This window comes from Aromatoleum diolicum, assembly GCF_012910955.1.
Lineage (GTDB): Bacteria > Pseudomonadota > Gammaproteobacteria > Burkholderiales > Rhodocyclaceae > Aromatoleum > Aromatoleum diolicum.
Map to the genome: position 1 here is coordinate 19133 of NZ_WTVQ01000036.1, position 23440 is coordinate 42572.

21 protein-coding genes are annotated in these 23440 nt (G+C 64.0%); 11 read left to right on the forward strand and 10 right to left on the reverse strand.

All coding sequences use genetic code 11. The annotated features are described in order from the left end of the window. Positions 1-11: 11 nt before the first annotated feature. Positions 12-437 carry an acyl-CoA thioesterase gene (locus GPA25_RS17805; RefSeq protein ID WP_169261756.1) on the reverse strand — a complete coding sequence of 142 codons (426 nt, stop codon included), beginning with the start codon at positions 435-437 and terminating at the stop codon, positions 12-14. Between the two features lie 139 nt (positions 438-576). On the opposite strand from GPA25_RS17805, the gene GPA25_RS17810 reads away from it, so the two are divergent. Further along, positions 577-1515, forward strand: a complete 939-nt coding sequence (locus tag GPA25_RS17810; RefSeq protein WP_169261757.1) for a nucleoside recognition domain-containing protein — start codon at positions 577-579, stop codon at positions 1513-1515. 45 nt (positions 1516-1560) lie between these two features. On the opposite strand, the gene GPA25_RS17815 is transcribed toward GPA25_RS17810, so the two are convergent. Beyond that, positions 1561-3645 carry a TonB-dependent receptor plug domain-containing protein gene (locus GPA25_RS17815; protein ID WP_169261758.1) on the reverse strand — a complete coding sequence of 695 codons (2085 nt, stop codon included), beginning with the start codon at positions 3643-3645 and terminating at the stop codon, positions 1561-1563. 290 nt (positions 3646-3935) lie between these two features. After that, a complete protein-coding gene (locus GPA25_RS17820) occupies positions 3936-6011 on the reverse strand; it encodes a TonB-dependent receptor plug domain-containing protein (protein WP_343034992.1) in 2076 nt (691 codons plus the stop codon). Positions 6012-6401: 390 nt separating this feature from the next. Between GPA25_RS17820 and GPA25_RS17825 the strand changes: the two genes are divergently transcribed. From GPA25_RS17825 to GPA25_RS17845, 5 genes are all read left to right on the forward strand, one after another. Next, positions 6402-6761: a CidA/LrgA family protein gene (locus GPA25_RS17825; RefSeq protein WP_169261760.1), complete on the forward strand. Its 360-nt coding sequence runs from the start codon at positions 6402-6404 to the stop codon at positions 6759-6761. Beyond that, on the forward strand, positions 6758-7489 hold the full coding sequence (locus GPA25_RS17830; RefSeq protein WP_169261761.1) for an LrgB family protein: 732 nt from the start codon (positions 6758-6760) through the stop codon (positions 7487-7489). The genes GPA25_RS17825 and GPA25_RS17830 overlap by 4 nt, the downstream gene beginning before the upstream one ends. 60 nt (positions 7490-7549) lie before the next feature. After that, complete coding sequence (locus GPA25_RS17835; RefSeq protein ID WP_169261762.1) at positions 7550-9175, forward strand: MFS transporter; 1626 nt, start codon at positions 7550-7552, stop codon at positions 9173-9175. A 76-nt stretch (positions 9176-9251) separates the two neighbouring features. Then, positions 9252-11303, forward strand: coding sequence for an elongation factor G (fusA, locus tag GPA25_RS17840; RefSeq protein ID WP_169261763.1), 2052 nt, complete (start codon positions 9252-9254; stop codon positions 11301-11303). 24 nt (positions 11304-11327) lie between these two features. Continuing rightward, entirely contained in the window at positions 11328-11588 is a 261-nt protein-coding gene (locus GPA25_RS17845; protein WP_169261764.1) for a DUF4212 domain-containing protein, read from the forward strand. 102 nt (positions 11589-11690) lie between these two features. Here the strand turns inward: GPA25_RS17845 and icd are convergent, their stop codons facing one another. Further along, positions 11691-12935, reverse strand: coding sequence for an NADP-dependent isocitrate dehydrogenase (icd, locus tag GPA25_RS17850; protein ID WP_169261765.1), 1245 nt, complete (start codon positions 12933-12935; stop codon positions 11691-11693). 334 nt (positions 12936-13269) lie between these two features. Continuing rightward, positions 13270-15507, reverse strand: coding sequence for an NADP-dependent isocitrate dehydrogenase (locus GPA25_RS17855; protein WP_169261766.1), 2238 nt, complete (start codon positions 15505-15507; stop codon positions 13270-13272). 325 nt (positions 15508-15832) lie between these two features. Between GPA25_RS17855 and aceK the strand changes: the two genes are divergently transcribed. Further along, positions 15833-17608 (forward strand): bifunctional isocitrate dehydrogenase kinase/phosphatase, encoded by a 1776-nt coding sequence (gene aceK / locus GPA25_RS17860; protein WP_169261767.1) that lies wholly within the window; start codon positions 15833-15835, stop codon positions 17606-17608. A 6-nt stretch (positions 17609-17614) separates the two neighbouring features. Here the strand turns inward: aceK and soxZ are convergent, their stop codons facing one another. Continuing rightward, positions 17615-17926 carry a thiosulfate oxidation carrier complex protein SoxZ gene (soxZ, locus tag GPA25_RS17865; RefSeq protein WP_169261768.1) on the reverse strand — a complete coding sequence of 104 codons (312 nt, stop codon included), beginning with the start codon at positions 17924-17926 and terminating at the stop codon, positions 17615-17617. 28 nt (positions 17927-17954) lie between these two features. Then, a complete protein-coding gene (soxY, locus tag GPA25_RS17870) occupies positions 17955-18422 on the reverse strand; it encodes a thiosulfate oxidation carrier protein SoxY (RefSeq protein WP_169261769.1) in 468 nt (155 codons plus the stop codon). A gap of 213 nt (positions 18423-18635) precedes the next feature. Here soxY and GPA25_RS17875 point away from each other — a divergent pair, with 213 nt between their 5' ends. After that, positions 18636-18944, forward strand: coding sequence for a c-type cytochrome (locus GPA25_RS17875; RefSeq protein ID WP_169261770.1), 309 nt, complete (start codon positions 18636-18638; stop codon positions 18942-18944). Between the two features lie 16 nt (positions 18945-18960). After that, positions 18961-20238, forward strand: coding sequence for an NAD(P)/FAD-dependent oxidoreductase (locus GPA25_RS17880; protein WP_169261771.1), 1278 nt, complete (start codon positions 18961-18963; stop codon positions 20236-20238). A gap of 15 nt (positions 20239-20253) precedes the next feature. Here the strand turns inward: GPA25_RS17880 and GPA25_RS17885 are convergent, their stop codons facing one another. Genes GPA25_RS17885 through coaBC form a run of 3 tightly spaced genes read right to left on the reverse strand, consistent with a single transcriptional unit; the run spans position 20254 to position 22327 of the window. Next, entirely contained in the window at positions 20254-20676 is a 423-nt protein-coding gene (locus GPA25_RS17885) for an NUDIX hydrolase (protein WP_169261772.1), read from the reverse strand. After that, positions 20677-21126, reverse strand: a complete 450-nt coding sequence (gene dut / locus GPA25_RS17890) for a dUTP diphosphatase (protein ID WP_169261773.1) — start codon at positions 21124-21126, stop codon at positions 20677-20679. It lies immediately after the preceding gene. Next, positions 21113-22327 carry a bifunctional phosphopantothenoylcysteine decarboxylase/phosphopantothenate--cysteine ligase CoaBC gene (gene coaBC / locus GPA25_RS17895; protein ID WP_169261774.1) on the reverse strand — a complete coding sequence of 405 codons (1215 nt, stop codon included), beginning with the start codon at positions 22325-22327 and terminating at the stop codon, positions 21113-21115. Before coaBC ends, dut begins: the two co-directional genes overlap by 14 nt. Positions 22328-22375: 48 nt before the next feature. Between coaBC and radC the strand changes: the two genes are divergently transcribed. Then, positions 22376-23053 carry a RadC family protein gene (radC, locus tag GPA25_RS17900; RefSeq protein WP_169261775.1) on the forward strand — a complete coding sequence of 226 codons (678 nt, stop codon included), beginning with the start codon at positions 22376-22378 and terminating at the stop codon, positions 23051-23053. 121 nt (positions 23054-23174) lie between these two features. Beyond that, positions 23175-23411 (forward strand): 50S ribosomal protein L28, encoded by a 237-nt coding sequence (gene rpmB, locus GPA25_RS17905; RefSeq protein WP_015434856.1) that lies wholly within the window; start codon positions 23175-23177, stop codon positions 23409-23411. Positions 23412-23440: the final 29 nt, after the last annotated feature.

Sequence of the window (23440 nt, forward strand, 5' to 3'; positions counted from 1 at the left end):
CCCGTGCTTGCTCAGTGCATTGCCGGCAGCTTCAGTTCGCCGGCTCGTGCGACAACTTCCGGCGGAAAGGGCTGCGACTTGCGCGTCACCGGATTAAGGCAGACCACGGTGAATTCGCACACCGAGCAGACATCACCCGTTTCGGTGTTGATCAACTCGTGCCGGAAGCGCAGCACCTTCTCCCGCATCTCCAGCACGCCGGTGCGCACGACGATCGTGTCGCCCGGATACAACTCCTTGCGGTAGCTGATGTTCTGCTGCACCGCTGCCAGATGGACCGCCCCGCTGCGCAGTAACGATGGCGTCAAGCCGAGCATCGAATAGAACTGCCAGCACGCCTCCTCGAGAAATTCCATGTAGGCCCGCACGTTGATATGCCCCATGTGATCCCGCTGCCATTCATGCAGCGTGCCGCGTGCCGTCTCCACCATCGTCATTCCTGTCTCCCTTTTTTTCACATCTTCCGTTTGTGGAATCCGAACGATAGGGCCGGTCGCACCAATCGGGCAACATGCGCAAGGGAAAGCGCAGCACTCGCGGTATCATTCGCTGCACCGCAACATTCACTTGATTCGCATGGACATCCTCACCGACATCATCCTGCGCGCTGGCCGCTCGGCCGTCGAACTCGCGCTTTTCGTGCTGCTGCCCGTGATGGTGGTGATGCTGTCGCTGATGCGCCTGCTGGAAGCCAAAGGCGTGCTGGACCGTGTCGTGCACGCGCTCGCCCCGGTACTGCGGCCGGCGGGCCTCACCGGGCTCGGCGTGTTTGCGGCACTGCAGATCAATTTCGTCAGCTTTGCGGCGCCGGTCGCGACCTTGACGATGATGGAGAGTCGCGGCGCCTCCGACCGCCACCTTGCCGCAACCCTGGCGATGGTGATGGCAATGGCCCAGGCCAACGCCAGCTTTCCGATGATCGCGATGGGGCTCGATTTCGGCCTCACCTTGCTGCTGTCGGCCGTTGGCGGCCTGATCGCCGCCGCGGCCACCTATCACGGATTCGCACGCGGACTTTCTGCCGTCGAAGGACCGGTCGACGAAACCCTGCACCATCGCGTCGCCGAAGATGCCAAGGGCGTGCTCGACGTCATCAACCGCGCCGGCGCGGAAGCCTTCAAGATCGCCGTTGGCGCGATCCCGATGCTGGTGCTGGCGCTCGTCGCAGTGATGGCGCTGCGCTCCAGCGGCACGATCGACCTGCTCACCCGGCTCCTCGCACCGCTAATGGTCGCCGTGTCGATCGACCCGGCTTTGATTCTGCCGACACTGACGAAATACGTTGGCGGCGGCACGGCAATGATGGGCGTGATGGACGAGATGCTGCGCGACGGTAGCGCCACGGTCGGCCTGCTCAACCGCAGCGCCGGCTTCCTGATTCATCCGCTGGACGTGCCAGGCCTCGCGGTGCTGATCTCCGCCGGCAAACGGGTGGCTGCGGTGTGGAAACCGGCTGCCTTGGGTGCGGCGGTGGGCATCCTCGTGCGCAGCGTCGGCCACGCCCTGCTGGGCTGAATCCAGCGGTAACGTCGAGCCTGGCGCCCGTGGCAGCAACGGTCCTCAGAACTCCAGCGCGAGGCTCACCCATCCGCGCGGGTCGAGGAACTGCGGGGGCGCGAAATCCGGATCGTCGCGATCCGCGCTCCGCCGGCGAAACTCCGCGCGGCGTCCATCCACGCCCTGCACCGTGAGCGCCAGTTCACCGCGCGTCGGGCCGGCGCGGAAGGGATAGGCCAGACGCACGTCGGTGCGCTGGAAGGCATCCACCGACGTATTCAGCGTCCATTGGAACCAGCCATAGCGGAAGTGCGAAATCGACGCTTCCAGCCCACCGGGCAGTTGCTGCGTCCAGCGCAGCATCGTCGAGTGGTCGGGCGCCGAATGTTCCATGTGGCGCTCGACGTCGGCGGCCGTGAAACGGTTCATCGCACGCAGCGCCGAACTGGCTTCCGAGTCGATCCTGACAAAAGTCTGATTGAGCGTGAATTCGGTACTCGCGCGCGGCCGCCAGCGCAACTGATACTCGGCGCCGCGGATCTCGACATTCTGGCCGTTCACGTAATCCTTGTACGCACCGCAAACCCCGTCGACGAGGCCGAGCACCTCGCAATTGGGCGGTACCAGTCTCAGCGACACCGGGAGGATACGGTCCCTGACTTTTTCCCGGAACGCCCGCACGTCGAGGAACACCCCGTGCTCGCGAAAATCGCCCAGATAAGCGATTTCCTGGACGTCGATCACTTCCTTGTCCAGGCGACCGCTGGCGTCGCGTTCGACTTCGAGTGGAAGAACGCCGAAGGGCAATCCCACGCGAGAGGTATCGAACGCCCCGTAATACTCGTGCGAACGGGATTCCGTCAGCGACGGGATGCGGTGCGCGCGCGACACGCCTGCACGCAACGTCTGACGCGGCGACAGGTGATAATTGACCGCGAGGCGCGGCGCAAGCGAGGTGTCCGAGAGCGAATCGTTCTCCCAGGTCATGCCCAGGTTCGTGGTCCATGCATCGGACGGCCGCCATTCGAAATTGCCGAACAGGCGATGCACCGTCTGCCGCACGGCGTCCCCATCCCTGCCGTAGAACTGCTGTCCGCGCACCGCGTCGAAACGCGCCCCCGCCCCCCAGACGAGGCGCGTTTCGGTCGTCGGCACGAGCGTGTGCTGGAATTCGAGCTCGTCGCGAGTCGTGCTCGTGTGGTAATCGATCGGCAGAACCAACCCCCCATCCCGCGCGACGAACGCGTCATCGTAGACCTCGTTCGATCGCGTATAGCGCAAGGACCATGCTCCGCCGTCGGCCAGGTTTCGCTGCCAGCCGAGCGACAGGAATTCCTTGGTCGCCGTCTGCTCACGCGGGGGATTGGTCGTGGCGTCCGGCTCGCCCGTGCGCAGACCCATTTCGACATTGCCCGCCTGAATCTGCAGTTCATCCTCGGCACCGAGCGGAACGTCGGCGCGCAGATTGACCCGTTGATGACGGCGCCGATCATCGAAATGCTTGACCCCATTGTCGCGCATCGTCTCGGCCGACAGACGCACCGCGGCATCACCGATTTGCATGCCGACACGCGCGTAGCGGTCCGCAACACCGTCGTTGCCTTCGCCGACGCGCACACGCACACCCTGAGAATCGGCGGCTGCATGGGTGATCACATTCACGACGCCGAGAAAGGCGTTCGAGCCATAGGCCGCGGAATTCGAGCCGCGAATCACTTCGATGCGCTCGATCTCGTCGAGCGAGACATCGATCAGGTTCCAGGCAACCCCGCCAAAGAACAGCGGGCTGTACTGCGAACGCCCATCGATGAGGATCTGCAGGCCCCGCGGGTTCTCGTCGGTCATGCCGTGGTAGACGGCATTGGGCGCCCCATTGAAGGAGTGCGCGACGAGGAAACCCGGCACCAGACGCAACAGATCCGCCAGATCGCGCGCCCCCGAACTGCGTATCGTCTCCGCATCGATCACCGTGACCGAGCCCGGCGCGTCCTGCAGCGGCTGCGCCAGCCGTGACACCGACAGGACAATCGGCAGCTGGTCGAAAAATGGGTCCTCGGCAAGGCGAGCCAGTGGCCCGATCTCGTCGGCGGCCAGCGCTGGCCCGGCGACGATCATCATCCATGCCAGCGACGCATCCCGTACCCTCATATTCCATCCCCGTTCGACATTCGGCTCGACTTCGATTCATACATGCGCGTGCGGCACCACGGCACGCCAGAAGCATGGGCTGACGCCTCCTGCAGATGCGGGCCGACACGCCGAATTCGCGCCCACATGTCATCACAACGCAGCGCAAGCGTCATTGAACCAGAAAAACGGGGCGCCGCAATGCAGCGCTTCCCTGAACGGGCAACTCGGCCTTGCAAGACAGAACTTTTCGTGCAGGCCATCCCCACCCGGGGAACGGTCTCTCGGCCGCTCCGACCGCCGACCGCGAATCAGAACCCGAGCACCAGGCTCAGCCAGCCGCGTGGGTGCAGGAACTGCGATGCCGGCACCGTCGCCCTGCCCGAACCGATCATTGCGTCGCGGTATTCTGCGCGCCGGGCACCTACACCCTGCACGGTCAGCGCAAGCTCGCCAGTGGTGCGCGCCATCCTGAAGGGATACGCCAGACGCAGGTCGGTGCGCTCGAACGGGCCGACCGAGGAGTCCGGCGTCCATTGGAAGCGTCCATAGCGGTAATACGTGATCGACGCCTCCAGACCGTGCTTGAAGCGCTCACTCCAGCGCAACATGGTCGCCACGTCAGGCGCGGATCGGTCCATGTGGCGTTCAGCAGCGACCGCAGCCGCAGGGTCGCGGACGTAGAGACGGGAGTTCGCCCGCGAATCGATCGCGATGTAGGTCTGGTTGAGCGTCAGTTCGGTAGCGCTGCGCGGTCGCCAGCGCACCTGGTACTCCAGCCCGCGGATGTCTACATCCTGCCCGTTAAGGAAATCCCGCGCCTCGCCGCAGCCCCGCGCGAGCAAACCAAGCAGATCGCAATTCGGGGCGGACAGCGGAAGAATCGCAGGAACGATGCGATCGCGTACCTGCTCGCGGAACGCCCGCACGTCGACAAACACCCGCTGCTCGCGGAAGTCCCCCAGGTAGCCGATTTCCTGCACGTCGATCGTTTCCTGATCGAGGCCACCACTCGAATTACGGGTAATCTCAACCGGCACGAACCCGGCCTGCGAGCCCAGCAGGGACGAGTCAAAGGCACCGTAAGCGGTGCGTGCGCGCGACTCGGTCAATGTGGGAATGCGGTGGGCTCGCGTGATACCGGCACGTAACGTCTGCTGCGGGCTCAGGTGATAGCTCGCCGAAAGGCGCGGCGCGAGGGAGGTATCGGACAGGGAGTCGTTCTCCCACGTCGCCCCGAGGTTTACGGACCACGCGGCGGGTCTCCATTCAATATTGCCGAACAGGCGATGCACCTGCTGCTTGACCTCCTTGTGCGTCCCGTAGAACTGCTCGGCCCGAACACTGTCGTGGCGCGCCCCCACCCCCCAAACGAGGCGCGTGCTCTCGGTCGGAGCGACGGTATGCTGGAACTCGAGTTCGTCCCGGACCGTTCGAATCCGCTGATCGATGAGGACGAAATACGGGGATGGCAAACCGATCCGCGCGGCCAACGCATCGAGCGCCGGTTCGGAGGCAGAAAACAAGTCCTTGTAGCGCTCCCGCGACCGCGTATAGCGGACGGACAGCCCGACACCATCTGCCGCGTGGTGCGACCATCCCGCCGATACGAATTCCTTGGCGGCGCGGATCTGGCGCGGCGGTTCCCGTGTATCGCCTGGCTGCCCGGCATCCAGCGTCATGTCGACGACGCCTGCCTGGAACTGCAATTCGTCCGAAAATCCGAGCGGCAAATCGGCGCGCAGGTTGACGCGACCGTTGCGCCGACTGTCATTGAAACCGATAACACCCTCGTCACGCATGCGTTCCGCCGACAGGCGCACGAATGCGTCACCCACGCGCATGCCGATGCGCGCATGGCGATCCGCAACGCCGTCGTTGCCCTGGCCGAGGCGCACACGCACCAACTGCGTATCGGCCGCCGCACGCGTGATGACGTTGACAACGCCGAGGAATGCGTTGGAACCATAGGCTGCGGAATTCGAGCCTCGAATCACCTCGATGCGCTCAATGTCGTCGAGCGAAACGTCGATCAGGTTCCAGGCCACCCCGCCAAAAAAAAGCGGACTGTACTGCGAGCGCCCGTCCACGAGGATTTGCAGCCCGCGCGGGTTCTCGTCGGTCATGCCATGATAGACCGCATTCGGCGCGCCATTCGCGGAATGCGCGACAAGGAAGCCGGGCACCATGCGCAGCAGGTCGGCCAGATCGTGCGCGCCGGAACTCCGGATTGCATCGGCATCGAAGACCGTAACTGAGCCCGGCGCGTCTGCCAGCGGCTGAGCAAGCCGCGAGACCGACAGGACCACCGGCAATCGGTCGAAAAAGGCATCCTCGGCCAGCCCGCCCGCTGGCGGCTCGTCACTGGCCAGGGCGGCCCCGGACACCACCGACACCAAGAGAAAAAATCGCGCGCTCGCTAGCATGAATCCTATGCAATTCGGAGATCGACCGTCGCGCATGCCGACCCCGCAGCTCAAGCAAGGACGCGAGTATGCACGGCATCGCGGCGAAGTCGCAAATCGTCCAAAATCTATCGCTTTGGTATTATCACTCGGAACGTGCTGACGGGATACCTGCCATGGCAGCGGCAGTTGTTATTCCCGTGCCATTCTGGCTGGACGAAGACTCGACCGAAGCGGTGACTTCAGCGAGAGCGACATTACCCGGAATGGGCAACTACGCAAGCTCGCCATGCGGCTTCCGTCCCCGTACCTTTGCACCACACCAGACACTAGAATGGTGCCCATCCAGCGCGACAGGAACCAGGCAACCCGATGATCGGCGCACTCACCCTGCTTCTCGTATTCCAGCTCATCGGCGAAGCACTCGCCCGCGGGCTGGGAATGCCCATTCCCGGGCCGGTGATCGGCATGGGGCTGATGTTTCTCGCGCTGGTCCTGCGCAAGGGACCCAACGATGAGCTGCGCGGCACCGCAACGGGCATCCTGCAGCATCTGTCGCTACTGTTCGTGCCGGCCGGAACGGGCGTAATGCTGCATTTCCAGCGCCTGGCCGACGAGTGGCTACCCCTGACGGTCGCACTGGTGCTCAGCACCCTGTTGTCGATTGCCGTATCGGCGCTACTGCTCAATACCCTCGCGCGCCGGACGAAAAGCAAGGGAGAGCAGGCATGAGGCCCGCGCTCGGTGAAATCTGGGTCTATCTCTCGGCGACCCCGCTGCTCGGCCTGACCCTGACGCTGCTTGCCTACCAGGGCGCCTTCTGGCTCTATCGGCGCGCCAACCACCATCCGCTGCTCAACCCCGTGATGATCGCAGTCACCGCGCTGGTACTGGTGCTCACGCTGACCGACACCCCCTATCAAACGTATTTCGATGGCGCGCAATTCGTGCATTTCCTGCTCGGCCCGGCGACCGTCGCACTCGCGATTCCGCTTTACGCCCAATGGGAACGGCTGCGCGGCATGCTGCTGCCGCTGCTGGTCACGCTCGCGGTGGGCTCGCTGACCGCTGCGATCTCGGCCGTGGGCATCGCGGCACTCCTCGGCGCGAGCCGCGAATCCGTGATGTCGCTGGCGCCCAAGAGCGTCACGATGCCGATCGCGATGGGTGTCGCCGAGCGTCTCGGCGGCCTGCCCTCGCTGACCGCGGTGCTGGTCATGAGCACGGGCATCGTCGGCGCAGTCGGCGCGCGCTACGTCTATCAGCTGCTGCGCATCGACGACCACGCGGTGCGCGGCTTCGCCATCGGCATCGCGTCGCACGGCATCGGCACCGCGCGCGCCTTTCAGGTCAGCGAGCAGGCCGGCGCCTTCGCCGCGCTGGCGATGGGACTCAACGGCCTGCTGACCGCCGTGTCGCTGCCTTGGATCCTGCCCTGGCTCGAAAGCCTGCTCGGCTGACGAGCGCCATCGAACTCCTGCCCTGCCAACCACCACCCTTACCATCACCAGGACCCGATCTTGATTACTGCGCTCCTACGCTGGTTCGACCGTACCATCCTGGAACTCGGCCGCGAGATGCGTTGGTCCTACCTGCCACCACTGATGGTGTATGTCGCCGCCGGCGTTTCGGGACTCACCGGCATTGTCGGCACCTTCTTCGTCAAGGACTACCTCGGCCTCTCTGCCGCCTTTCTCGCCGCGCTCGGCTTCTGGGCAGGTATTCCGTGGGCGCTCAAGATGCCCATCGGCCATCTCGTCGACCTGCTGTGGCGGCACAAGGCCGGGCTGGTATACCTTGGCGCGAGCCTGATCGCCGCCAGCCTGATCATCATGATCGGGCTGATCGGCCATCCGGATGCGATGCGCGACATCATGCCGGCCGAGGCCTGGTTCGTACTCTCGACGCTGCTCGCGCCGGTCGGCTATGTCATGCAGGACGCCGTCGCCGACGCGATGACCGTCGAGGCGGTTCCACGCATCGATGCGCAGGGCGCACCCTACCCGGTGGAAAGCGTGCGCCTGATGCACACCACCATGCAGATGCTCGGCCGCGTCGCCATCATCGGCGGCACCGTGCTGGTGTCGCTCGCCAACGTCGCGATGTTCCAGGGCGCCGAAGCCCTGCCCGAGTCCGCCAAGGTCGCCATCTACGTGCGCATTTACGAGCTCGCGCTGATCATCCCGCTACTGTCGATCAGCGGCGTCCTGCTCGCAGGTGTGCTCAAGCGACGTGAAGCAAGGCGTCTGGCGACACTCGGCCACAGCCCCGCGGAAATTTCCCGTCTGGTCCACGACCCCGAAGAAAAGGCCGCGCCGAACTGGTGGATCCTCGGCGGCAGCGCCGTATTCGTCGCCCTCACGCTCGGCGTCGGCCTGTCCGGCATCGCCTACGGCCAGGAACTCATCTTCGCCAGCTCCTTCATCATCATCGGCGTCATGATCGCGCGCCTCTTGCGCGAACTATCGCTGGACGCGCGACGCACCCTGCTCGGCACCGTCATCGTCATCTTCGTGTTTCGTGCGATGCCCGGGCCGGGCGCCGGCGCCAGCTGGTGGATGATCGACGTGCTGGGCTTCGACCAGAGCTTCCTGTCGCGCCTCGACCTCATCACCAGCACGCTCACCCTCGCCGGCCTGTTCCTTTTCCGGCGCGTCATGGCGGAAAAATCGATCGCGCAGATCGTGATCTTCCTCACCCTCGCTGCCACGCTACTGTCAGCCCCGATCATCGGCATGTTCCACGGCCTGCACGAATGGACCGCGGCAATGACCGGCGGTATCGTCGATGCGCGCTTCATCGCCATCGCCAACACCGCGCTCGAATCCCCGCTCGGGCAGGTCTCGATGGTGCCGATGCTCGCATGGATCGCCAACTCCGCCCCGCCGCATCTGAAGGCGACCTTCTTCGCAGTGATGGCGTCCTTCACCAATCTCGCCCTGTCCGCCTCGCAGCTCGGTACCAAGTACCTGAATCAGTTCTACACCGTCAGCCGGGAAGTGCGCGATGCCGCCAGCGGCGCGGTTTCGGTACCCGCCGACTACTCCGAACTCGGCATGCTGCTCGTCACCGTCACGCTGCTCGGCCTCGCGCTCCCGCTGCTGGCAATCGGCACGACGCGCGTGCTCGGCCTGCGCAGCGCCTGAGCATGCAGCCGAAACCGTTGCGCACCCGCTACGACAGGTGGAAACTCTGGAAAAACGGCAACGGGAGGACAACGCCATGACACCCACCTCGGTCCACGACATCCGCAACCTCGCCCTGCTCGGCCATGCCGGTTGCGGCAAGACCACCCTGCTGGAAGCCCTGCTCGTCGCCTCTGGCACCATTGGCGCTGCCGGCAGCATCGAGCGCGGCGACACGGTCGGTGATTTCGACCCCCAGGAAAAGGCCATGGGGCATTCGCTCGCCACCTCGCTCGCGCACCTCGAATGGGCCGGGCACTGGATCAACCTGCTCGACACGCCGGGGCTGCCCGACCTCGCCGGCCGCGCCCTGCCCGCCCTTTCCGCCGTCGAAACGGCTGCGGTGCTGGTCAGCGCCACGGCCGGCATCGAAAGCGGCACCCGCCGCATGATGGAAGCGGCCCGCGACAAGTGCCGACTCGTCGTCGTCACGAAGATCGACACTGCCAGCCCTGCCTCCCTTGCGACGTTGATGGAAGACCTGTGCGCCACCTTCGGCCGCGAATGCCTGCCGATCAACCTGCCCGCCGCAAGTGGCGAGCGCGTCCTCGACTGTTTCTTCGCCCCCGACAGCAGCCTCGCACCGGCTTTCTCCTCGGTGTCCGCCGCGCACGACACCATCGTCGACCAGGTGGTCGAGCTCGACGAAGCGCTGATGGCAAGCTACCTCGAACAGGGCGAATCGCTCGCCCCCGAGCAGCTCCACGCCCCCTTCGAGCAGGCTTTGCGCGAAGGTCACCTGATCCCCGTATGCTTCGTGTCGGCGCGGACCGGAGCCGGCGTCAAGGAACTGCTCGACATCTTCGGCCGGCTGATGCCCGACCCCACCGAGGGCAACCCGCCGCAGTTCCTCAAAGGCGAAGGCGCCAGCGCGCAGGCCGTGGACGTCGCCCCCGACCCCGAGGGCCACGTCATCGCCCACGTATTTCAGGTCGCCAACGACCCCTACCGCGGCAAGCTCGGACTGTTCCGCATCCACCAGGGGACGATCGGCCCGAATACGCAGCTCTACCTCGGCGACAGCCGCAAGTCATTCAAGGTCGCCCACCTGCTGCGTCTGCAGGGCAAGAACCAGGTCGAAACCCCGCTCGGCGTCCCCGGCGACATCTGCGCGGTCGCACGCGTCGATGACATCCACCCCAACGCGGTGCTGCACGACTCGCACGACGAAGACAGCTATCACCTGCCCGCACCGCGTTACCCGCAACCGGTTTTCGGTCTCGCGCTGATCCCGCAGAAGCACGGTGACGAGCAAAAGCTCGCCGAGGCGCTCACCCGCCTGCTCGACGAGGATCCCTGCCTCGAAGTCGGTTTCGATCACCAGGCACGCCAGACCGTCGTGCGCGGCCTTGGCGAGCTGCACCTGAAGATCGTGCTGGAACAACTGCGCAGCCGCTGGAATCTGCAGTTTGAAACCGCCACACCCTCGGTACCCTACCGCGAGACCATCGTCGGCGCCGCCGAAGCGCGCTACCGTCACAAGAAACAGAGCGGGGGCGCCGGCCAGTTCGGGGAAGTCGCGCTGCGCGTCGAATCACTCCCGCGCGGTTCGGGCACCGAACTGGCGAGCGAGGTCAAGGGCGGCGCTATTCCGACAAACTTCCTGCCAGCAGTCGAAAAGGGCGTGCGTCAGGCACTCCACGAGGGAGCGCTGGCCGGCTTCCCCGTACAGGATGTGCGCGTCGTGCTGGTGGATGGCAAGCACCACGCCGTCGACTCCAATGAGGTGTCCTTCGTCACTGCGGGCCGGCACGCCACGCTTGAAGCGCTGCTCGGAGCGCGGCCGGTGGTCCTGGAACCGCTGGTGAGCGTCACCGTGAAAGTTGCGGACAGCCACTTCGGCGAGATCAGCGCCGAGTTCGCCGGGCGCCGCGGACACCTGACGACCACCGAAAGCCCCGCAAGCGGCTGGACGCTCCTCACTGCGATCGTACCGATGGCCGAGATGGATGGCTTCGAAGCGCGTCTCAAGGCGATCTGCGCCGGCGAGAGCGAATTCGCCGTCAGCGCCTGCGGCTATGAACCGGCCCCCCAGGACGTCCAGCAGCGCCTCGCCAAGGCCCACGCCAGCCACGGCAATGGCCAATAAGCGCGACTGGGAGCACGCATCGCGATGAAACTCACCGAACGGCATCGAGCCTACTGGCGCAGCAACCTGTGGCTGACCTTCTCGCTGCTGTCGGTGTGGTTTCTTGTCAGCTTTGTCGCCGGCTACTATGCGGACGAGCTGAACCGGTATTCCTTTATGGGTTTTCCGCTGGGCTTCTACATGTTCGCCCAAGGCTCGCTCATCACCTTCACGATCCTTATCGGTATCTACGTGCTGGCGATGAACCATCTGGACCGGAAGTACCAGATTGGCGAAAAACGCTAACCACGCGCGTACCTTCCGACCAGAAAAAAACCCCGCCGTCTCATCGCGAGAGTGCGGGGTTTTCAGGCCAGGTGCCCTGTCAGGGACGCCCGTTCAGACGCATTACATGCGCTCGATCATCGCATCGCCGAAAGCCGAGCAGGACACTTCCTTCGCCCCCTCCATCAAACGGGCGAAGTCGTAGGTCACGACCTTGTCGGTGATGGCGGCTTCCATGCCCTTGATCACCAGGTCGGCAGCCTCCTTCCAGCCCAGGTGACGCAGCATCATCTCGGCGGACAGGATCAGCGAACCCGGGTTCACCTTGTCGAGACCGGCGTACTTCGGCGCGGTCCCGTGGGTCGCCTCGAAGCAGGCGTACTGGTCGGAGATGTTGGCACCCGGCGCGATGCCGATGCCGCCTACCTGCGCGGCCAGCGCATCGGAGATGTAGTCACCGTTCAGATTGGTCGTGGCAATGGTGTCGTACTCGGCGGGACGCAGCAGGATCTGCTGCAGGAACGCGTCGGCGATCGAATCCTTGACGACCACCTCGCGACCGGTGTTCGGATTCTTGAACTTGCACCACGGGCCGCCATCGATCGGTTCCGCACCGAATTCCTTCTGTGCCACTTCGTAAGCCACGTCACGGAACAGGCCTTCCGTGAACTTCATGATGTTGCCCTTGTGCACGATCGTCAGCGACTTGCGGTCGTTGGCGATCACGTACTTGAGCGCGGCACGCACCAGACGCTGGGTTCCTTCGACCGAAACCGGCTTGATACCGATGCCCGAAGTCTCGGGGAAACGGATCTTCTTGACGCCCATTTCCTTCTGCAGGAACTCGATGACCTTCTTCACGGCGTCGGAACCGGACTGCCACTCGATGCCGGCGTAGATGTCCTCCGTGTTCTCGCGGAAGATCACCATGTTGGTCAGCTCGGGGTTCTTCAGCGGCGAGGGCACGCCCTTGAAATACTGCACCGGACGCACGCACTGGTACAGATCCAGTTCCTGGCGCAGCGCGACGTTCAGCGAACGGATGCCGCCGCCGACCGGGGTCGTCATCGGCCCCTTGATGGAGACGGAGTATTCCTTGAGCGCATCGAAGGTTTCCTTCGACAGCCACTCATCCGGACCGTAGATCTGAGTCGACTTTTCACCGGCGTAGACTTCCATCCAGTGGATCTTCTTCTTGCCGCCGTAGGCCTTTTCGACCGCTGCGTCGATGACCTTGATCATCACCGGAGTGATGTCGACACCAATGCCGTCACCCTCGATGAACGGGATGATCGGATTGTCGGGGATAGCCTGACCGGGAACAATTTTCTGGCCGCCGGCGGGGACCTTGATCTTGGATGTGCTCATGCCTACTCCCTCTTTATGTGGACACGCTTCGATTGATTCAGCTCTTCACTGAAAACCCTTGGCTTGCAGCTTGGGCGACCGTCTCGCATGCCAATCCCCTGCAGGTTCATGTAATGCGGATGATGCGTCCCTCCAATCCAGACTTCAATTATGGCCCAAATCCCCAACACCTTCCTTACACCGCAATGAATTCGATGCGTGTGGGCAGACGCGCGACAGCCCACGGCCACGAAGAAGGAGGCATAAAAAAGCCAGCGCGCTTGCGCTGGCTCTACCTTCCAGATCCCGCCGGGCCGCACCGCGAGGCACGGCCCGGCGGGAACAGCACGGCCGATCAGGCAGCGACTGTCGCCAGGACGGAATTGAACGTGGCGCTCGGACGCATCACGGCGGTGAGCTTTGCCGGATCGGCAAAGTAGTAACCGCCGATGTCCACCGGCTTGCCCTGCACGGCGCTCAGTTCCGCAAGGATCTTCTGCGCGTTGTCGGCCAGCGCCTTCGCCAGCGGCGCGAAGCGGTCCTTCAGCTCCGCATCCTCGTCCTGCGCGGCCAGCGCCTCGGCCCAGTACATGGCGAGATAGAAGTGGCTGCCCCGGTTGTCCAGCTGACCGGTCTTGCGCGAGGGCGACTTGTCGTTCTCGAGCAACTTGCCGGTCGCCTCGTCGAGCGTCCTGGCGAGCAACTTGGCCTTGGCGTTGCCGGTCTTGATGCCCATGTCTTCGAGCGACACCGCCAGCGCGAGGAACTCGCCGAGCGAATCCCAGCGCAGGTGGTTCTCCTCGACCAGCTGCTGCACATGCTTCGGCGCCGAGCCGCCCGCACCGGTTTCGTACATGCCGCCACCGGCCATCAGCGGCACGATGGACAGCATCTTGGCGCTGGTGCCCAGCTCCATGATCGGGAACAGGTCGGTCAGGTAGTCGCGCAGGATGTTGCCGGTCACCGAGATCGTATCGAGGCCGCGCACGACGCGCTCGAGGGTGTAACGCATCGCTCGCATCTGCGACATGATCTGGATGTCGAGACCGGTGGTGTCGTGATCCTTCAGATACGTCTCGACCTTCTTGATCAGCTCGGCTTCGTGCGGACGATACGGATCCAGCCAGAACACCGCAGGCATGCCGGAATTGCGGGCACGCGCGACGGCCAGCTTGACCCAGTCGCGGATCGGGGCGTCCTTGACCTGGCACATACGCCAGATGTCGCCTTCCTCGACGTTCTGCGTAAGCAGCACTTCGCCGGTGGCCAGATCGACGACGCGCGCCTCGCCGTCTTCGGGAACTTCGAAGGTCTTGTCGTGCGAGCCGTATTCCTCGGCCTGCTGCGCCATCAGCCCGACATTGGGCACGGTACCCATGGTGGTCGGGTCGAAATTGCCATTGGTCTTGCAGAAGTTGATCATCTCCTGATAGATGCGGGCAAAGGTGCTCTCCGGCATCACTGCCTTGGTGTCCTTCGGCCGGCCATCAGCGCCCCACATCTTGCCGCCGAGGCGCATCATCGCCGGCATCGAGGCGTCGACGATGACGTCATTCGGCGCGTGCAGGTTGGTGATGCCCTTGGCCGAATCCACCATGGCCAGCTCCGGACGGTGTTCGTGGCACGCGTGCAGATCGCGGATGATCTCCTCGCGCTTGGATTCGGGCAGGGTGGCGATTTTCTCGTAGAGGTTGGACATGCCGTTATTGACATTGACGCCCAGCTCGTCGAACAGCTTGCCGTGCTTTTCGAAGGCCTCCTTGTAGAAGATCTTCACGGCGTGACCGAAGACGATGGGGTGCGAGACCTTCATCATCGTCGCCTTGACGTGCAGGGAGAACATCACGCCGGTCTTGCGCGCGTCCTCCATCTGCTCTTCGTAGAACTCGCACAGTGCCTTCTTGCTCATGAACATGCTGTCGATGATCTCGCCGTCCAGCAGCGAGACCTTGGGCTTGAGCACGATGTTCTTGCCGCTCTTGGTGACCAGGTCCATCTTGACGTCGCGCGCGCGGTCCAGCGTCATCGACTTCTCGCCATGGTAGAAGTCGCCGTGGCGCATGTGCGACACATGGGTGCGCGAGGCGGGACTCCATTCGCCCATCGAGTGCGGATGCTTGCGCGCGTAGCGCTTGACCGCGGCGGGCGCACGACGATCGGAGTTACCTTCGCGCAGCACGGGGTTGACCGCGCTGCCGAGTGCCTTGCCGTAGCGCTGCTTGATGATCTTTTCTTCGTCGGTCTTCGGCGCCTCCGGGTAATCCGGAATCGCGAAGCCCTTCTTCTGCAGTTCGGCGATGGCGGCCGTCAGCTGCTGCACCGCGGCGCTGACGTTGGGCAGCTTGATGATGTTGGTGTCCGGATCCTGCGTGAGCCGGCCCAATTCGGCCAGGTTGTTCGGGACCTTCTGCTCGTCCGTCAGATAGTCCGAGAATTCGGCGAGGATACGGGCCGCCACCGAGATGTCGCTCTTCGCGATGTGGATGCCGGCCGGCGCGGTAAACGTCTCAATAATCGGCAACAGCGAGTAAGTCGCCAGCAATGGCGCCTCGTCGGTGAGCGTGTATATGATCGTCGAACTCTTATTTGTCATAACTTTCTCCCTCATTATCTTTGTAAGGCGAAGCCGAGCGGATGCAAGGACCAGCCGAGACACATCCGTGAAGGGCTTGATCGCACCCGGACATTTTCTGGCGGCGCATAATTATAGTCCTCCCGTCGCGCTTGATCGCAGCCAAATCCACGATGTTCAGCCGTCGAATGCCGAGCGCTGCGGGATCGGCCGCCACGTCGCCGTATTGCACCAAGTCCGGGCACGGTGCAGTGCCTGCCGGGGCAGATGCTAAGATCAGGAAGCCGAGCCGGCATCGACGCCGGAACCACCCTCCGGCCGCAACAGCACCCGGACAGGAGCAAGCATGGACGCCGTACCCGGAGAAAATTTCGTCGCCCAATCGATCGCGCAGGCCCTGATCGAAGGTTTCAACAAGCACTACCGAATCTTTCGCGAAACCTCGCGACGGGCCAAAGAAGGCTTCGAAGCTGCCGAGTGGCAGGCGCAACTCGCGGCCGTGCGTGATCGTGTGCAGTTCTATGATGACCGCGTCGATGAAACGGTCAAACGCTTGCACGAGGAGTTCGACGCCGATTCGCTCGACGACAGCACCTGGCAGCAAGTCAAGCTCTACTACATCGGCATGCTGATCCGGCACAAGCAGCCGGAACTGGCCGAGACCTTCTTCAACTCGGTGTGCTGCAAGATCCTGCATCGCACCTACTTCAACAACGACTACCTGTTCGCCCGCCCCGCGGTGTCGACCGAATACATCGAGTCCTACCCGCCGGTGTACAGCAGTTATTACCCGCGGGACGAGGGCCTGCGCGCGACGGTGCGACGCATCATCGAGGACTTCGACTGGCAACGCCCCTTCGAGGACCTCGACCGCGACATCGACCTGATCATGCGCACCGCCTACAAGCACCTCGGCGAGTGGCCCGACATGGAGGTCAATTGCCAGATCCAGGTGCTCTACTCTGCCTTCTACCGCAACAAGACCGCCTACATCATCGGCAAGGTGGTCAATGGCTACCAGGAATATCCGTTTGCACTCGCGGTACGCCACAACGACGCCGGCCGGCTGGAAATCGACACCATTCTTCTCGATCCGTGGCGGATTTCGGTGCTGTTCTCGCTGTCGCGCGCGTATTTCATGGTGGACATGGAAGTGCCGTCCGGCTACGTGCAGTTCCTGCGCTCGATCATGCCGAACAAGCACCGTTCGGAGCTATACACCATGCTGGGCCTCGGCAAGCAGGGGAAGACGATGTTCTTCCGCGACCTGATCGCACACCTGCGCCACTCGAACGACCAGTTCGTCATCGCGCCGGGCATCCGCGGCATGGTGATGCTGGTGTTCACGCTGCCGTCCTACCCGTACGTGTTCAAGATCATCAAGGACGTGTTCGGCGCATCGAAGAACATGGACCGCGCGACGGTCAAGCGCAAGTATCTGATGGTGAAGCAGGTCGACCGCGTCGGACGCATGGCCGACACGCTGGAGTTTTCCTACGCCGCACTGCCGCTGTCGCGCTTCCACCCCGAGTTGCTGGAAGAACTGCGCGCGCTGGCACCGTCCTCGTTCGAGATCGAGGGTGATTCGGTCATCATCAAGCACCTCTACATCGAGCGCCGCATGACGCCGCTCAACATTTATCTCGAACGCTCCAACGACGAGCAGGTCGACCAAGCCGTGCGCGAATACGGCAACGCGATCCGCGAACTCGCCACCGCCAATATCTTCCCCGGCGACATGCTGTGGAAGAACTTTGGCGTCACGCGCTACGGCCGCGTGGTGTTCTACGACTACGACGAAATCGAATACATGACGGACATGAACTTCCGTCACATCCCGCCAGCACCGTTCCCCGAAATGGAGATGTCCAGCGAGCCATGGTATTCGGCCAGCCACATGGACGTTTTTCCGGAAGAGTTCGCCACGTTCCTGCTCGGCGCGCCACGCGTACGCAAGGCTTTCCTCAAGCACCACCGCGACCTGCTCGACGCAAGGTTCTGGCAGAAAGCGCAGGCTTCGATCCGCAGCGGCTACGTCGAAGACTTCTTCCCCTACCCGGAAGAATTGCGCTTCTGCCACATGATCGCCACCCGGGTGGAAACGGAAGACCAGGCTGCCTGACCGCGTTCAGGCGATGCGGACCGCGTCGCTGCGCGCCTCGCCAAGGTTGTCGCGCCAGCTCACCGCAATTTCATCGCCGGCCGCGCCCCCCGCGATACTGAACGCCAGGTAGGGGTTCGTCGACATCGAGGGGCCGAAGGCGGCGGCGAGAACCACCTTGCCGTTGTGTCGCACGCTGACTTCGGTGATGAAGTGGGCCGGCACCCGATTCCCTTCGGCGTCCTTGCGCAAGCCGTTTTCCATCGGATGGGACAACAGCATCCGCAGCTCGGTGACGCCATCCCCGCGAACCGCGCGAATGCGCGTCGGACTCGTCATCGCCACGCCCCCCTGATGCTGCCAACGGTCATACGCCGCACCCCCCCACGGTGACCTTCACATCGCGCCGGGCGACGAAAAACTGCCCGTCTGCCTTTACCAGCACATGCACGGCGGTCGAGCGGCTCATCTTCACCCGCGTGTGCACCTCGGGGAGCATCGATGCCGACAGCACAAAACTCGCGGCAACCTTGTAGGGATTTTCCTCGATCACGACGACGATTTGCTCCGTGCGCGGCAGTCTGCTCGACACCCCGAGCGGCACCGCCCGGCCATCCTCGGCGACATCGGGCAAGACAATGCGGATCTCCTCACTGTCGCGCGCCGCCTGCGCACCGAGCGCCCTCAACGCGCCGTCGAGACTGTCGGCATCAAACACGGCATCGTCACGCGCAGCACGCGCCGCAGCCGGTGTCACCAGCCCCGTCGCCACGAGCATCGCCCAGAGTCCGATACCGCCGCCGGCCTTCAGGGCATTCCTGCGCTGCCGATCCATCCTGCCCCCGCTTGCTGTCGTGCCAGCCAATCCGTCACTCACCACCGAAACCTGCCCATCCTGCATCGAAGAACCGGATGCCACCGGCAATCGCACAAGCGATAATCACTCGTGGCGACCGCTCGCGCCCGCCCGCGATATACTGCCGCGCCGCCATCCACGCTCCTGTCGCGTGCCCCTTGGCACCGCAACGCCCCCGCATGGAGGACTCCCGTGACCGGCCAGTTTACCCTCGCCGCGCTCTGTCTGCTCGCTGCCGCTGCCCATGCGAGCACGCCGGACGCTGCTTGCACCGGGCATGCACGCAATCTCGCGGCGAACTGCACTACATGCCATGCCGCCGACAGCCACGATGCGTCCCCCCTTCCCCGTCTCGCGGGCCAGACCAAAGCCGAGCTGCTGCAGAAACTCCACGCCTTCCGCACGGGTGAGCGTGCGGCCACGGTCATGCACCAGATCGCGCGTGGTTACACCGAGGAACAACTCGAGCTGATCGCCACGTATTTCGCCGCACACCCCTGAGCAGCGCAACCGAGCAATGATGAACCGACGCAAGTTCCTGAAGGCTTTCAGTCTGGCGGCAAGCACCCCCGCGTGGAGCGGCCTTGCCGGCTGCGCCGCCACACCCGCGCACGGCACGCCCCATGTCATTGTGATCGGCGGCGGATTCGGCGGCGCAACGGCGGCAAAATACCTGCGAATGTGGAGCGAGGGCCGCATCGCGGTCACGCTGATCGAACGCGAGGCGCACTTCGTGTCGTGCCCGATCTCGAATCTCGTGATCGCCGGCCTCAAGAACATGGCCGACATCACCGCTGATTACGACAAGCTGAGCAAACGCTGGGGCGTGCGAGTCGTGATCAGGGAAGCGATCAGCATCGACATGGACAAGCGCCGCGTGCATCTGGCCGGCGGGGAACGACTCGGCTTCGACCGCATCGTGCTGTCGCCGGGCGTCGACTTCATGCCCGAACAGGTCGAAGGGCTCGCCGGCAATGCCGAGCGCATCCCCCACGCCTGGAAGGCCGGCCCACAGACGAAACTTCTGCGACGTCAGCTCGAAGCGATGCCGGATGGCGGCGTCTTTGCCCTCCACATTCCCAAGACGCCCTATCGCTGCCCGCCCGGTCCTTACGAACGCGCCTGCGTCGTGGCCCACTATCTACGGACGCACAAGCCGCGCGCGAAACTGCTGGTGCTCGATTCCAACAGCGAAATCCAGTCGAAAAAGGCGCTTTTCGCGCACGCGTTCGACGGTCTCTACCGCAAGATCATCGAATACCGGCCGGACAGCACGCTCGTGTCGGTCGACGCGAAAGGCCTTCGCGCAGAACTGGAGTTCGACACCATCCGCGGCGACGTCCTCAACGTCATTCCCCCCATGCGTGCCGGCCGCCTCGTCGATGCACTCGGCATCGAACTCGTCAACGGGCGCTGGGTGGATGTCGATTGGCTGACGATGGAAGCGCGCGGCGCACCGGGCGTGCATGTGCTCGGCGACGCCACCTTCCCCGCGCCGACGATGCCCAAGTCCGGCCACATCGCAAATCAGCAGGCCAAGCTCGCCGCTGCGGCGATCATCGAGCTTCTCGCCGGGCGCACACCCGATTCGGCACCGATGCTGATCAACACCTGCTACAGCTTTGTCGACGACCGTAACGTGGCGCACATCAGCTCGGTGCATCGCTATGACGCAGGCGAGAAGACCTTTCTCCCGGTCGCCGGCGCGGGCGGGTTGTCGGCTGCAGCCAACGAAGCCGAAGGCCGCTACGCTCTCGCGTGGGCGCAGAATATCCGCACCGACATGCTCGACTGACGCGTCAACCGACGCTCACCAGCCGAGCTCGAGCATCCACGGCCCTGGCCCCGCCCGCAGCGCCTCGCGTACATACGCAACGGTTTCGGCCGGCAGGCTCGCGCGATCGAACCAGCCCAGGGCATCGCACTTGTCCGGCTCGCACACCTCCGGGTCCCCCGACCAAGCGGTCGCGCGCAAGAAAAAATCGATCCGGTTGGTATCCGACAGGCGATGCACGACCCCGACATTCGCCAGCGCCTGCGGATCGATCCGCAGGCCCGTTTCCTCCAGCATTTCGCGCACCGCCGTCTGCCGCAATGACTCGCCCGGCTCCACATGTCCGCCGGGAAGGCTATACAAGCCATCGAAAAAGCCCGTCCCGGCCCGCCGCATCAACAGGATGCGACCATCCCGCTCGACCAGTACATGCACCCCGACGGGAACGCCCTGATGCATTCAGTGCTTGCCCGTGCTGCCAAAGCCACCGTCGCCACGATCGCTCGCCGCGAATTCGTCGACCACGTTGAAACCGACCTGCAGCACCGGCACCACGACCAGTTGCGCAATGCGCTCCATCGGTTGCACCGTGAAGGTTTCGCGCCCGCGATTCCACACCGAGACGAATATCTGCCCCTGGTAGTCCGAGTCGATCAGACCGACGAGGTTGCCGAGCACAATTCCATGCTTGTGCCCCAAGCCGGAACGCGGCAGCACCATCGCCGCCAGCCCCGGGTCGGCAAGGTGGATCGCCAGCCCGCTGGGAATCAGCGCCGTATCGCCGGGATGGAGACTGATCGGCGCATTCACGCAAGCGCGCAGATCGAGGCCCGCAGCCCCGGGCGTTGCATAGGACGGCGAATGGCTGCGCAGACGCTCGTCGAGTATCTTGACGTCAATTCGATGCATGTTTTCTGTTCCCAGACATTGTCAGTAACTTGGCCAGATGTTCGACGATCTTCTGCGCCACCTCGGTTTTTGGCGCGCGTTCGATCGGGTGGCGACCCGCATCGTCGTACAGGATCACCTGGTTGTCGTCGCCGCCCAGTCCATCCTGCACCAGATTGCCGACAAGCATCGGCAGGCGCTTCGCCCGTCGCTTGCCTTCGGCATAGGCGTCGAGATCGCGGCTCTCGGCCGCAAACCCGACGCAGAACGGCGCAGCCGGTCGCGCGGCAACTTCGGCAAGGATGTCCGGATTCGGCGTCAGCGTCAGCGTCAGCTCCGCCGACGATTTCTTGACCTTATGCTCAGCGGCCTCAAGCGGGCGGTAATCGGCTACCGCGGCGACGCCGATGAAGACATCCGCGCCCGATAGCGCTGCCATCACCGCATTGCGCATCTGCAGCGCACTGCGCACATCGACGCGATCCGCCCCCAAGGGGGCCGGCAACCCGGTCGGACCGCTCACCAGCACGACCTCAGCCCCCGCCCGCACGCAAGCCTGCGCCAGCGCGTAGCCCATTTTGCCCGAACTCGTATTGGTAATGCCGCGCACCGGATCGATCGCCTCGAAGGTCGGTCCCGCGGTCAGCACCACCTTGCGACCGGCCAGCAACTTCGGCTGGAAAAATGCGAGCACATGCTCGAACAGCTCTTCGGGCTCGAGCATCCGTCCCATGCCGACCTCGCCGCAAGCCTGGTCTCCCGCCCCCGGTCCGAGCATGGTCACGCCGTCGGCGGCCAGCTGCGCCACGTTGCGCTGCGTCGCCGGGTGCTCCCACATCTGCCGATTCATCGCCGGCGCCACCAACAAGGGACATTCACGCGCCAGGCACAGCGTGCTCAGCAGATCGTCCGCCCGCCCCTGCACCAGCTTCGCCAACACGTCGGCGGTGGCCGGCGCGATCAGCACCGCATCCGCCCCCCGCGTCAGGTCGATGTGCGCCATGTTGTTGTCCATGCGCGCATCCCACAGGTCCGACCACACCGGATTGCCCGACAGGGCCTGGAAGGTCACCGGCGTCACGAAACGCGCCCCGCCATCGGTCAGCACCACATGCACCTCGGCGCCCGCCTTGCCGAGCAAGCGCACCAGTTCCGCCGACTTGTACGCGGCGACTCCGCCGGTCACCCCGAGCACCAGCTTGCGTCCCTTCAATTCGCGCATGACATATGCCTTACAATTAAATGATTCATCTCACGAGCACCTCCCGATATGGCAATCACAGACTGGCCGGCAGACGAGCGACCGCGCGAGAAACTGCTCGGCCGCGGCGCCGAAGCCCTTTCCGACGCAGAGCTCCTGGCGCTATTCCTGCGCGTGGGCATCCGCGGGAAAAGCGCGGTAGATCTCGCCCGCGACCTGCTCGCGTGCTTCGGCTCGCTCACGCGCCTGTGCGCCGCTCCGGCAAACGAGTTTGCCGCAATCCCGGGCATGGGGCTGGCGAAGTATGCCCAACTGCAGGCAGTGATGGAACTGGCGCGGCGCGCGCTCACCGAGCAGATGACGACCACCGACGTATTCGATTCCCCTTCGGCCGTGCGCGACTGGCTGCGACTACGCATCGGCAGCCTGCCGCACGAAGTCTTCTGCGTGCTCCTGCTCGACGCACGCAATCGCCTGATCGAAGCTGTCGAGCTGTTCCGCGGCACCCTGACACAGACCAGCGTATACCCGCGCGAGGTCGTCAAGCTCGCACTCACGCGCAACGCCGCCGCGGTGATTCTCGCCCACAATCACCCCTCCGGCGCCAGTGAACCAAGCACCGCCGATGAGCTACTCACGCGCAACCTCAAGCAGGCGCTCGATCTCGTGGATGTGCGGATTCTGGACCATTTCATCGTCACCGCCCACGCCCGCCCGCTGTCGTTCGCCGAGCGCGGACTGCTTTAAGCTTTGCACGAACAACAAACCGCGGAAAATCATCGGAAAAACGCAAGCTTGTCTTGCCCATCGACGTATGTCTGCGCTATCATCCACGGTTTTCCGCAATCCGAATTCCCTGGAGCATCGTATGGCTCGCGTCTGTCAAGTGACCGGTAAAGCACCGATGGTGGGAAACAACGTTTCCCACGCTAACAACAAAACCAAGCGTCGTTTCCTCCCGAACCTGCAAAACCGCCGGTTCTGGAGCGAATCCGAAAACCGCTGGATCCGCCTGCGCGTATCCAATGCAGCCCTGCGCACCATCGACAAGAAGGGCATCGACGTGGTCGTGTCCGAGCTGCGCGCCCGCGGCGAGAAGATCTAAGCACTGCGCCACAAGCGCGCAGCAACTGA